Annotated in this window: 6 protein-coding genes; all 6 read right to left on the bottom strand. The window is 50.5% G+C overall.

Annotated elements, in window-relative coordinates:
* Position 1: 1 nt before the first annotated feature.
* Entirely contained in the window at positions 2 to 697 is a 696-nt protein-coding gene (gene mtnN / locus VOA_RS01680; RefSeq protein WP_000689873.1) for a 5'-methylthioadenosine/S-adenosylhomocysteine nucleosidase, read from the bottom strand.
* Positions 698 to 768: 71 nt separating this feature from the next.
* Positions 769 to 1,203, bottom strand: coding sequence for a DUF1499 domain-containing protein (locus VOA_RS01685; protein WP_083806660.1), 435 nt, complete (start codon positions 1,201 to 1,203; stop codon positions 769 to 771).
* 169 nt (positions 1,204 to 1,372) lie between these two features.
* Positions 1,373 to 2,785 (bottom strand): FAD-dependent oxidoreductase, encoded by a 1,413-nt coding sequence (locus tag VOA_RS01690; protein WP_000081721.1) that lies wholly within the window; start codon positions 2,783 to 2,785, stop codon positions 1,373 to 1,375.
* 18 nt (positions 2,786 to 2,803) lie between these two features.
* Positions 2,804 to 7,267 (bottom strand): glutamate synthase large subunit, encoded by a 4,464-nt coding sequence (gene gltB / locus VOA_RS01695; protein WP_001240203.1) that lies wholly within the window; start codon positions 7,265 to 7,267, stop codon positions 2,804 to 2,806.
* Positions 7,268 to 7,718: 451 nt separating this feature from the next.
* Positions 7,719 to 9,188 carry a glutamate synthase subunit beta gene (locus VOA_RS01700; protein ID WP_000513706.1) on the bottom strand — a complete coding sequence of 490 codons (1,470 nt, stop codon included), beginning with the start codon at positions 9,186 to 9,188 and terminating at the stop codon, positions 7,719 to 7,721.
* Positions 9,189 to 13,733 (bottom strand): glutamate synthase large subunit, encoded by a 4,545-nt coding sequence (gltB, locus tag VOA_RS01705; protein ID WP_000227755.1) that lies wholly within the window; start codon positions 13,731 to 13,733, stop codon positions 9,189 to 9,191.
* Positions 13,734 to 13,789 lie beyond the last annotated feature (56 nt).

The raw sequence follows: 13,789 nt of genomic DNA, 5'->3' as shown, positions 1-13,789 counted from the left end.
CTTACTTGAGCAGTTCAACCATTTTCAACACCATAGCAGAAGAGCTTTGTGCTGCCAGCGGCAGGAACTCTTCAAACGACAGTGGCGATTCTTTATCGGCAACGTCAGAAATCGCGCGAACCACCACAAATGGAACCTTGAATTGATGACAAGTTTGCGCAATCGCGGAGGCTTCCATTTCTACCGCAACAACGGTTGGGAAATATTGACGGATAAAGCTTTGACGCTCAGCCGTACACACAAACGCATCACCGGTACAGATAAGGCCACGAACGGCGTGAGTATCCGGCAATTGAGCCAATGCTTGTTCTGCCACCGTCATTAATTTTTCGTCTGCTTTGAAGGCGGCTGGTTGGCCAGCCATTTGGCCAATTTCATAACCGAACGCAGTCACATCCGCATCGTGATGGCGAACTTCAGTTGAGATCACCACATCACCGACATTAAGGCTGGCATCAAAACCGCCGGCAGAGCCTGTGTTGATCACTACATCTGGTGCGTACTGGCTGATCAGCAAAGTTGTACCCAGTGCAGCAGCCACTTTACCGATCCCAGATTGCAGTAAAACCACGTCGACACCTTGGATTCGACCGCTGTAAAAAGTACAACCGGCTTGGCTAACTTCTTGCACGTCTTCGATGAGATCTTTCAGGATGGCGACTTCTTGTTGCATTGCGCCGATGATGCCGATTTTCATAGGGGCTCTCTTTCATCTATCAATAGGAAAACAGGCCGCAGTGTAGCACGAGCACCCTTGGAGGATCGAGGTTAGGGTTGCTCAAGTAAACCTGACAGCGTGAGCTTTTCGCGCAACTCTTCGGCACGGCGGCGATTAACCCCAAAGTCACTATAGCCAATACGTGATTCTGAGCGCACCCATAAGTGATCCTGTTGAATGCTTAGTTCCAGATCATCAACAAAACGGAACACACTCGAAGTGCATTCGATACGCAAATATTGCCCATTTTTTTCCGCAGTGCTTGCTCCAGAGAGGGAGAGGGCTACGCGTTCTACTTGGTCAATAGTGACGCCTGGGCGCAAAATAAATGGCGCAAGATTGAATTTATCGCGTTCATCTTGAGTTGAAACACAGTTGGGTTTATTGGTACAAGGGATTGCGGTGCGATCTTGCATAGGAGCGACTCCCTGACTGCAGGCGGTAAGCGAAAAAGCAGCTATAACAGCATAAAATGACGGATGCATGGTGATTAGTTCACTCTCATCTTAGTTATGCACTTCTTATCAGCAGTGCTCAATTGGAAGGATGTTTATCAATATATTTTGTGCTTATTATAGGTAGCAAATATAAAAAAGGATCCATAACACTATGAATCCTTTGTTGTTTGCGTCAATGTTCTCGTAAAAATGTGAGCTAGAGTCCAAGATAGTCGAGAATTCCCTCGGCTGCTTTGCGTCCTTCATCTATCGCAGTCACCACGAGATCGGAGCCGCGTACCGCATCACCACCGGCGAAAATTTTCGGGTTGGTGGTTTGATATTGATAAGTTTGCTGTGCAGGTGCTTTGATTCGCCCCCACTGATCAAGTTCAACATCAAATGGTTCTAACCAAACCATTTTGTGTGGCTGGAAGCCAAACGCCATGATCACCGCATCGGCTGGCAATACGTGCTCGCTGCCTGTTACGGGTTCTGGTTTACGACGACCTGCTGCATCGGGTTCACCCAAGGCGGTTTTGACCACTTTGACTCCGGTTACTTGCCCATGCGCATTGACTTCAATCGCAAGGGGTTGCAGGTTGAACATGAACTCTACACCTTCTTCTTTGGCGTTTTTTACTTCACGGCGTGAACCGGGCATGTTCTCTTCATCGCGGCGATACGCACAAATCACTCGCGATGCGCCTTGGCGAATCGAAGTACGTACGCAGTCCATCGCCGTATCACCACCGCCGAGTACCACCACGTTTTTTCCTGCCATATCAATGAACGGCGTATCGCTTGTAAGCTCCATGACTTTATAGGTATTGGAGATCAAAAACGGCAGAGCATCGTAAACGCCGGAAGCGTCTTCGTTGGCTAATCCTGCACGCATAGATTGGTAGGTGCCGACACCAAGAAATACCGAATCATACTCATCCAGCAGTTGTTGCAGTGTGATGTCTTGGCCAACCTCGACATTAAGACGAAATTCGATGCCCATTTCACTGAAAATGCGGCGACGATTTTCCATCACACCTTTTTCCAGCTTAAACGAGGGAATACCAAAAGTGAGTAATCCGCCGATTTCAGGGTAACGATCAAACACCACAGGTTTTACCCCATTGCGCACCAGAATATCCGCTGCGGCAAGCCCTGCAGGGCCGGCGCCGATGATCGCCACTTTTTTATCCGTCCACACCACGTTGGACATGTCAGGTTTCCAACCCATTTCGAATGCGGTATCGGTAATGTATTTTTCGATGTTACCGATCGTTACTGCGCCGAAATCGGCATTCAGAGTACATGATCCTTCGCACAGACGATCTTGTGGGCACACGCGGCCACACACTTCGGGTAGGCTGTTAGTTTGATGCGACAACTCGGCCGCTTCAATAATGCGTCCTTCATTGGCCAGTTTCAGCCACTGCGGAATGTAGTTGTGTACTGGACACTTCCATTCACAGTAAGGGTTACCGCAATCGAGGCAGCGATCGGCCTGCGCGGTGGCTTGTTGCTTAGTAAAAGGCTCATAAATTTCGACAAATTCAATCTTGCGGATTTGCAGTGGTTTTTTCGCCGGATCCACACGACTGACATCGATAAATTGGTAAACGTTTTGGCTCATCAATCAGGCTCCTTCCAATTATTGTGCTTGCACGCGCAGTTCAGCTGCGCTGCGGCTCTGATGGCCGAGCAGGGTACGTAGGTCCGCTGCTTGTGGTTTTATCAGATAGAACTTCGGAATCCATTCATCAAAGTTCGCCAAAATCTGCTCAGCGTGCGCTGAACCAGTTTCTTCAAGATGCTCTGCAATCAGTCCACGTAGATGTTCTTGGTGGATATACAGATCGGTCAAGGCCACCGCTTCAACCGATTCATCGTTAACACGGCCTTGGAAATCGCTATTTTCATCGAGTACGTAAGCAAAACCGCCGGTCATTCCCGCGCCAAAGTTCACGCCCGTTGCGCCCAAAATGGCGACGATACCGCCCGTCATGTATTCGCACGCGTTATCACCCGCACCTTCAATCACGGCAATCGTACCTGAGTTACGCACGGCAAAACGTTCACCTGCTTTGCCTGCTGCAAACAGTTTGCCACCGGTTGCGCCATACAAGCAGGTGTTACCGATAATGGTCGCTTCGTTACACACAAAAGCGGTGCCTTGGTGAGGGCGAATAACAATTTTGCCTCCCGCCATGCCTTTGCCGACATAGTCGTTGGCATCACCTGTTAGATACAGCTCAAGGCCGCCAGCATTCCATACACCGAAAGATTGACCAGCCGTGCCGTTGAGTACGAGCTTGATCGGAGAGGTGGCCACACCCACGTTACCGTAGCGTTTGGCAATTTCTCCAGACAGGCGCGCGCCAATTGAACGATCGGTGTTGATCACGTTGTAATAGAGTTCCTGCGATTGCTGTTTTTCCACCGCAGCCAAAGCATCTTCCACGATCTTCAGGTTAAGCGCCCCTTTATCAAACGGCGTGTTCGGTTCGGTGCAGTACAGTGGCAGATTTTGCGGCGACACTGGCGCTTCGAGCAGGTCGGAGAGATCCAATTTGCTCTGTTTCGCGGTCATGCCTCCTACCACTTCCAGTAGATCGGTACGGCCGATGAGATCAGTGAGTTTCTCGACGCCTAATTCTGCCAGATAACCGCGAACTTCTTCTGCTAAGCCTTTGAAATAGTTCATCACCATTTCTGGTAGACCTTTGAAGTAGTCTTTACGCAGCGTTTCATCCTGCGTTGCCACACCGGTTGCACAGTTGTTGAGGTGGCAAATACGCAGGAATTTACACCCCATCGCGACCATTGGCGCAGTACCAAAACCAAAGCTTTCCGCCCCTAAAATCGCCCCTTTGATCACGTCGAGTCCGGTTTTCAAACCACCATCGACTTGCAGACGGATCTTGTGGCGCAGGCCGTTGGCGACCAGTGCTTGCTGAGTTTCCGCCAAGCCAAGTTCCCACGGACTTCCCGCATATTTTACGGAAGTCAGCGGGCTAGCTGCGGTGCCGCCGTCATAGCCTGAGATGGTGATAAGGTCGGCATAAGCTTTCGCAACACCGGTCGCAATTGTGCCAACTCCCGGCTCAGAAACTAGCTTGACCGAGACTAAGGCTTTGGGGTTGATCTGTTTGAGATCGAAAATCAGCTGCGCCAAATCTTCAATCGAGTAAATATCGTGATGCGGCGGCGGTGAAATCAAGGTCACTCCGGGAACGGAATAACGCAGTTTCGCGATCTCAGCGGTGACTTTGTGCCCCGGAAGCTGGCCACCTTCACCGGGTTTTGCCCCTTGAGCGACTTTAATTTGCAGCACATCGGCATTGGTTAAATAGTGCGGTGTGACCCCAAAGCGGCCAGAAGCGACTTGCTTGATACGCGAGTTACGTTCGGTGCCAAAGCGGCGTGGGTCTTCACCTCCTTCACCTGAGTTGGAATAGCCGCCCAAGCGGTTCATCGCGGTGGCCAACGCTTCGTGTGCTTCTGGGCTTAACGCGCCAATCGACATCGCAGCGGAGTCAAAGCGTTTGTAGAGATCGCTGGCGGGCTCAATATGCTCCAGTGGCAGCGGTTTCTCCGAGGTTTTCAAACGCAGCAAATCACGCAGCATAGCCACAGGGCGCTGGTTGACTTGTTTAGCAAAGTCGCGGTAATCCACCGTTTCGCCAGATTTCACCGCTTTTTGTAGTGTGCCAACCACATCTGGGTTGTAGGCGTGGTATTCGCCACCGTGGACGTATTTGAGTAAACCGCCGTGTTCGAGAGGCTTACGTTTTGCCCATGCTTTACGCGACAGATTAAACAGATCTTGCTCAAAATCGTCGAAGTTTGCGCCTTGAATGCGGGTGGTAACCCCTTTAAAGCAGAGCTCAACCACATCGCGGTGCAGACCTACGGCTTCAAACAGTTGTGAGCAGCGATAAGAGGCAACGGTCGAAATGCCCATTTTGGACATGATTTTATACAGACCTTTGTTGATGCCGTATTGGTAATTCTGCATCACTTCACGATAGCTCTTTTGTAGTGCGCCATCGTCAATCATTTTGCCCAGCGTTTCGTAGGCTAGGTAAGGATAAACGGCAGTGGCACCAAAGCCGATCAGCACCGCAAAGTGGTGTGGGTCGCGCGCGGCACCCGTTTCAATAATGATGTTGGCATCGCAGCGCAAATTGGCTTCAACCAAACGGGCTTGCACCGCACCTACTGCCATCGCGGCTGGGATCGGCAAGCGATCCGCCGTTAACGCGCGGTCGGAAAGTACGATCAATACCGTACCTTCGCGCACCACTTGTTCAGCTTTATCACACAAATCGAGCACGGCTTGCTTCAGATCTTTCTCTTGCGGATCGAAGTTGATGTCGAGAATCGTGTTGCGATAGTGCTGATCACTCAAAGTCAGCAGTTGCTGCATGTCTGAATAGAGCAATACGGGCGAACCAAATGTCACACGATGCGCATGGCCATCAGTTTCACAAAACACGTTCATCTCTTGGCCAATACTGGTGGCCAGCGACATCACATGTTTTTCACGCAATGGGTCGATCGGTGGGTTGGTCACCTGAGCAAACTTTTGGCGGAAGTAATCGCTGATCAGGCGCTCTTTTGAGGAAAGCACCGCCATCGGCGTGTCATCGCCCATTGAGCCGACCGCTTCTTGCGCCATATCGCCAAGCACACGCAGCACTTGATCGATCTCTTCGTTGCTCATCGCAAACTGCTTTTGGTAAGTTTTGAGCAGATCTTGGTCGAAGCTGCGCTCACCAACTTGATCGTCAGGCAATTCTGAGAATGGTGTCAGTTTGTGAACGTTGTTTTCCATCCATTCACGATACGGATGGCGACTTTTCAGATCGTTATCGATCTCGCTCGATTGCCAAATTTTGCCTTTGCGAGTATCGATCACCAGCAGTTCACCGGGGCCAACACGGCCTTTTTCGGAAACCTCATCCGGAGCGTAATCCCAAATTCCGACTTCGGAAGCAAGAGTGATGAGCTTATCTTTGGTGATCACATAACGCGCAGGGCGCAGGCCGTTACGGTCAAGGTTACACGCGGCGTAGCGACCATCGGAAAGTACGATCCCAGCCGGACCATCCCATGGCTCCATGTGTTTGGAGTTGAAATCGTAGAATGCACGCAGATCCGGATCCATATCCGGATGGTTTTGCCATGCGGGCGGAACCAGCATGCGCATCGCGCGGAAGATGTCCATCCCGCCGGCTAAAAACAGATCCAGCATGTTATCTAAGCTTGAGGAGTCAGAACCGGTTTCATTCACAAAAGGCGCGGCGGTTTGCAGATCCGGCAACAGCGGTGAAGCAAATTTATAAGCCCGTGCGCGTGCCCACTGGCGGTTACCATCAATGGTGTTGATTTCCCCATTGTGTGCCAGATAGCGGAACGGCTGAGCCAGTGGCCAGCGTGGCTGAGTATTGGTAGAAAAACGTTGGTGGAACAAGCAAATTGCCGATTCCATACGTAGGTCTGCTAAGTCCAGATAAAAGCGCGGTAAATCCGCTGGCATGCATAGGCCTTTGTAGACCAACACTTGCGTGGAGAGTGAACAGATGTAGAAATCACGATCATCAGTGATCTGCTTTTCAATCCGGCGGCGCGCGATATAAAGGCGGCGCTCAACATCGCGTTCACGCCAACCTGCAGGCGCGGAGATAAAGACTTGTTGAATATCTGGCAAAGAATCGAGGGCTATCGGGCCAAGCACTTTAGGGTTGGTCGGCACTTTGCGCCAGCCCGCAACACTTAAGGTCTCTTTGGCGAGTTCTTGATTAACAATCTGCTGCGCCTGTTGTGCTTTTTGCGGATCTCGGCTGAGAAACAGCATCCCGATCGCGTACTGTTTGCTGAGCTTCCAATGTTGCTCTTCTGCGATCAGGCGCAAATAAGAGTCTGGTTTTTGCAGCAGCAGACCACAACCATCACCGGTTTTACCATCGGCGGCGATACCGCCACGGTGAGTCATGCGATCAAGTGCTGAAATCGCGGTACGAACGAGTTTGTGGCTGGCTTGCCCTTCCATGTGCGCGATCAAGCCGAATCCACAGTTGTCTTTTTCAAGACTTGGATCGTATAGAGCCATTGCAATTCTCCCTTTGCTTCTCTGTCATCCTGACAGTAAATGACTATCTCCCTTCCACTTGAAGTAACAACTCCAAGTGATTGGGTATAAGTATTCGTCTAAATTGTTATTATTTGAATATTTATTTAATTTTTCGGATTAAAAAATTAACAAATTTACAGGTTTTTATTTTCAATGAGTTCACAACCTATAGCTTATTGTGAAAAAGGTCAAGTTATTGGTTGAAAATAGGGTTTGAGGGGGATTTACCGAGGATTACTTCAGGTAATTTCTTTTTATTCAATAGGATAGCTTTTTATCAGTTGCAGATAACTTAGGTTTCTATCTCGATAAATGAGAATAGGTATAAAAAAGGCCAGCAGGGAATGCTGGCCGAAGTAAAACAATATGGAAGGAAACGGTTCACATTAAGGCGCGAGTCAGGATGTTTGTCTCACGCCTTGGGACTCATCTAAGCAGAAAGCATTAGTGAGTCCGCTTTGGCTTCAAGGTGAGAGTTGCCCATTAAGAAGGTGTCAACGGCTCGTGCACATTCACGTCCTTCGTTGATGCAACGTACGACCAGTGATTGGCCTGTGCGCATATCGCCAGCGGCGAATACGCCTTTTTGGTTAGTAGCAAAGTCTTGAGTCGCCACATTGCCGCGTTCATCCAGCTTAATGCCGAGCTGAGCAAGCACACCGTGTGGTTCTGGATGCAAGAAGCCCATCGCCAGAAACGCCATATCACAAGGAATGACGCGCTCACTGCCTGCGATCTCGTCAAAGCTTGGACGCTCACCGGGCGCCGCATCTTTCCAAACGATGTCAGCAATGCGTAGACCGGTTACTTCGCCTTGTTCATTGCCAATGAACTCCTTGGTGAGGATATTCCAGTGACGCTCACAGCCTTCTTCGTGAGAAGTAGAAGTGCGCAGAATCATCGGATATTGCGGCCAAGGCATGTTAACTGGGCGCATTTTGGTTGGGATCGGCATGATCTCAACTTGAGTAATGCTCGCTGCGCCGTGGCGGTTAGAAGTACCCACACAGTCAGAGCCAGTATCGCCACCACCAATCACCACCACGTGTTTGCCTTTGGCGTGGATCTCTTCGCCTTTCAGATCCATGTCATTGGCACGGCGGTTGTTTTGCGCGAGGAACTGCATCGCGAAGTAAACGCCTTTCAGATCACGTCCCGGAATCCCCAGATCGCGTGGTACGGTTGATCCGCCCGTCAGCAACACGGCATCAAACTCCTGACGCAGTTGCTGAGCGTTGATGTCTACACCGATATGCGCATTGACCACGAACTTAACGCCCGCTTGCTCCATCACATTGATTTTGCGATCAATCACATCCATGCCGAGTTTGAAATCCGGAATACCAAAGCGCAGCAAACCGCCGACTTTTTCATCACGTTCAAACACAGTCACGCTATGACCTGCCGCATTCAGCTGCTCAGCCGCGGCAAGCCCCGCAGGTCCGGAGCCAATGATCGCGACCGTTTTGCCTGTGCGTGAACGTGGCGTTTTCGGCTTGGCATAACCTTCTTGGTAAGCGCGTTCAACAATGGTTTTTTCAATGTTGCAGATGGTGATCGGATCTTGGTTGATACCTAACACACACGCGCTTTCACAAGGAGCTGGGCAGACACGACCCGTAAACTCAGGGAAGTTATTGGTCGAGCTCAGAATATTCCAAGCCTCTTCCCAGCTGTCGCGATACACCGCATCGTTAAACTCGGGAATGATGTTGCCAATCGGGCAGCCGTTATGACAAAACGGCACGCCACAATCCATACAACGTGAAGCCTGCTGATTGATCTTCTTACCAAACTCTTGGTTAAGAACGAACTCTTTGTTGTTTTTGATCCGCTCTGCCGGGTCGATTTTTTTCGGCAGTTCACGACCAAATTCTAAAAATCCGGTTGCTTTACCCATTTATACCGCCTCCGCTGCTAATGTGGCTTGTTGCTCCTGCTCTTTGCGCTTTTGCAGTACAGCTTTGTAATCACGCGGCATCACCTTGGCCATCGTGGCTAGGCTTGCGTCAAAGTTGGCAAGGAAAGCTTTGGCCACTTCACTTCCTGTGAATTGAACATGCTTGGTTAACATTTCTTTGAGTAGGGCTTTGTCTTCCGTTTCGATTGGATCTAAATCGACTAACTCAGCATTAAGCTTAGATTTGAAGTCGCCAGATTTATCCCAAACGTAAGCCACACCGCCACTCATTCCCGCGGCGAAGTTACGACCGGTTGAGCCGAGGATCACCGCGACACCGCCCGTCATGTATTCACAGCCGTGATCGCCGATACCTTCAACCACCACTTTGGCACCTGAGTTACGTACACAGAAACGTTCACCGGCTAGGCCGCGAATGTAAGATTCGCCAGAGGTTGCGCCGTAGAAACAGACGTTACCGACCACAATGTTCTCTTCCGGAACGATGGTGGCGTTACGGTTCGGGTAGAGCACCAGCGTGCCACCAGAAAGACCTTTACCCCAGTAGTCGTTGGCATCGCCTTCCACTTCAAAGTAAACGCCTTTAGTGAGGAAAGCTCCGAAAGATTGTCCCGCACTGCCGTTGAATTTCACCTGCATTGGCTGTGGTAAGCCTTGGTCTTTGTAAACCTTACAGATTTCGTTCGATAGCATAGTACCGGTACTGCGATCGGTGTTGATGATCGGCAGTTCGGCTTTGACGGCTTCACCACGCTCAAGGGCTGGTGTTGCTAATTGGATCAAGGTGCGATCCAGTACGCTTTCAAGCTGATGGTTCTGCTGAGTCTGGCAGTAAATACCATCGACACTGCGCGGCTGCTCAATAAAGAGGATGGGCGACAGATCGAGATTCTTATATTTCCAGTGACCCACATCATCACGCACTTTGAGTTTGTGCGCTTGGCCAACCATGTCATTGATGGTCCGGAAACCCAGTTCAGCCATGATTTCACGCAGTCCTTGTGCCATGTATTGGAAGAAGGTCACAACGTCATCCACACGGCCAGCAAAACGCTCACGCAGGGTTTTGTTTTGTGTGGCGATACCGACAGGGCAAGTGTTTTTATGACACTTACGCATCATGATACAGCCTTCAACCACCAGTGCTGCGGTTGCGACGCCCCATTCTTCTGCACCCAGCAGTACCGCAATGGCGATATCGCGTGGGGTTTTCATCTGTCCATCAGCTTGCACCACGATGCGGTTACGCAGACCGTTTTTGAGCAGAGTTTGGTGAGTTTCAGCCAGACCCAATTCCCAAGGCAAACCTGTATGGCGGATAGAAGAGATCGGCGATGCACCGGTACCACCATCGTGACCTGCAATCAGAACTACGTCAGCTTTGGCTTTGGCTACACCAGAAGCGATGGTACCGACACCGGCTTCAGAAACCAGTTTGACGTTGACGCGGCCTTTACGGTTGGCATTTTTCAGATCGAAAATCAGCTGGGCTAAGTCTTCGATTGAGTAAATGTCGTGGTGCGGTGGTGGTGAAATCAGGCCAACTCCTGGTGTGGAGTGACGAGTTGCCCCGATCCATTCATCGACTTTATCGCCAGGTAGCTGACCGCCTTCGCCCGGTTTCGCCCCTTGCGCCATCTTGATTTGGATTTCATCCGCGTTGGTCAGATAGTAAGAGGTCACGCCGAAACGGCCAGAAGCCACTTGCTTGATCGCTGAGCGTTCTGAATCGCCATTCGCATTCAGTTCAAAACGCATTGGGTCTTCACCACCTTCACCTGAGTTGGATTTCGCGCCTAAGCGGTTCATCGCAATCGCCAGTGTGGAGTGCGCTTCATATGAGATAGAACCGAACGACATCGCACCCGTTGCAAAGCGCTTCACAATGCTTTCGATCGGTTCCACTTCCTCAATCGGAATCGAACCCGCAGGATTTTTCACAAAATCGAGCTGGCTGCGCAGAGTCACCGCTTTATCGCCTTGGCTATCAACCGCTGCCGCATATTTCTTAAATTGCGGGTAGTTTTTATGGCGAGTGGACTCCTGCAGCAGGTGAATGGTTTCTGGGTTAAACAGATGTTGTTCACCGCGCTGTTTCCATTGATACACGCCGCCGACATCCAACACTTGCAGTGGGATTTCGCGCGCTGGGTAGCCAATGCGATGACGAACCAGAACTTCTTTGGCGATATCGTCGAGGGTTAAACCTTGAATACGAGTGATGGTGCCGGTGAAGTATTTATCGACCACCGCTTTGCTGATCCCGAGCGCTTCAAAAATCTGTGCACCATGATAAGACTGCAGCGTCGAAATCCCCATTTTTGAGAAGATCTTCAGCAAGCCGCCATTAACGCCTTTACGGTAATTCTCGAAGTATTTCTCAACCGAAATATCAGCATCGAGTTTCTTCTGACGTTTGAGGTCAACGATGGTTTCCACCACAAGATACGGGTTAACAGCGTTCGCGCCGTAGCCGAGTAGGGTAGCAAAGTGGTGTGTTTCACGCGCATCACCGGTTTCGACCACAATGCCGCATTTAGAACGCAGACCTTTGCGGATCAGGTGATGGTGTACTGCACCCACGGCCAGCATCGCTGGGATGGCGGCATGGTTGGAGTTCACCGCACGGTCGGTCAGCAAAATGATCGAGTAGCCATCAATCACCGCATCTTCCGCGTATTGGCAAATACGTTTCAGAGCACGCTCTAGCTTGCCTGGTTCGTCGCTGGCACGAAATACGATGTCCAACGTTTTGGCTTGTAGGTGCTCGTTATCAATCGCGCGAAGTTTTTCCAACTCAGCGTTAGAAATCACTGGTGATTCTAGCTCGACCTTACGGCAGTGAGCCGGTGTTTCCGCCAGCAAGTTTTGATCGCGGCCGATATAGGTGTTGAGCGACATCACCATGCGTTCACGGATCGGGTCGATTGGTGGGTTAGTCACCTGAGCAAACAACTGCTTAAAGTAGTTTGAAAGATGCTGAGATTGGTGTGACAGCACGGCTACAGGCCAGTCTGCACCCATCGAACCGAGCGGCTCATAACCCGTTTGTGCTAGGGTCAGAATGATGTCATTGACCTCTTCGCTACTCACCCCAAACGCTTGTTGGCGATGAAGTAGACGCTCTGGCGAAGGTTGGCTGTGTACGTTGTCGGCATCCGGCAGCTTTTTCAAGCTGAGTAGGTTTTCTTCTACCCATTTTTCATAAGGCTGCGCTGAAGCGATGCCGTCTTTGACTTCTTCATCAGAGATAATACGGCCTTGCTCTAGGTCAGCAACAAAGATACGTCCCGGTTGCAGACGACCACGGTATTCCACATTAGCAGGATCAATTTCCACTACGCCAGATTCGGAAGCCATGATCAGAAAATCGTCTTTGGTCACGGTATAACGAGACGGACGCAGACCGTTACGATCCAGCGTTGCACCGACTTGTACACCATCGGTAAAGCACACGGATGCAGGGCCGTCCCAAGGTTCCATGACGTTGGCATGGTACTGGTAGAAGGCGCGGCGTTTGGGATCCATCGCTTTATTTTCTTGCCATGCCTCCGGGATCATAATCATCAGAGCGTGAGGCAAGCTGCGACCAGAAAGCACCAGCAGTTCGAGTACCATGTCAAAGTTAGCGGAATCGGATGCGCCTTCTTGGCAGATAGGCAGCAGCATGTCGATTTCAGCTTGAGTAAACAGTTTGGATTGTAAAATCGCTTCGCGCGCTTTCATCCAGTTCAAGTTACCGCGAACGGTGTTGATTTCACCGTTGTGCGCGATGTAGCGGAAAGGCTGAGCCAGTCGCCATTTCGGGAAGGTGTTGGTAGAAAAACGCGAGTGCACCAACGCCAGTGCGGTGACCATGGTTGGATTTTGCAAATCGAGGAAGTATTGCGGTACTTGCTCTGTGGTCAGCTGACCTTTATAGACCAAGGTTTTGTACGACATCGAGTTGATATAAAAATCATCGCTGATGTTTGACACGCTCTCAAGGCAGACGCGAACGGTGTAGTTACGTAGCACGTACAGCTTACGTTCCAGCTCTTCCGGCTGCATACCTGGACCGCCAGAAATGAACACGTGTTCAAATTGTGGCTCAGTGCTGAGTGGATCGGCACCTAACATGCTGTTGTCGGTTGGCAAAACACGATAGCCAATCACATCCAGATCAAGGCGTTTCGCATTACGTTCTAGAATATCGCGGCATTGGGCACGTTTGTGTTCATCTTTCGGGAACAACACTACACCCACACCATATTTTTCGAATGAAGGCAGTTTAATGCCAAGCTTAACGGCTTCTTCGAGTAAAAATTCGTGAGGTTTTTGCAGCAAAATACCTGCGCCGTCACCGCTGCAAGGGTCACAACCCTGACCGCCGCGGTGTTCCATGCGTGCAAGCATATCCAAAGCTTGAGTAACCACCTGATGGGATTTGCGATTTTTCAGGTGGGCGACAAAGCCGATGCCACAAGCATCGTGCTCTAGCTCCGGCGTATAAAGACCTCGTGAACGCTGCGCTTTATCTACCATAGATACATCCTTCCAGTTTTGAGGACGCAACAGCACTGAGCTTGCACTCAGTTATT

This window comes from Vibrio sp. RC586 (assembly GCF_000176715.1).
GTDB lineage: Bacteria > Pseudomonadota > Gammaproteobacteria > Enterobacterales > Vibrionaceae > Vibrio.
The sequence above is the reverse complement of the archived record's forward strand: the minus strand, read 5'-3'. Positions and strand labels throughout refer to the sequence as shown.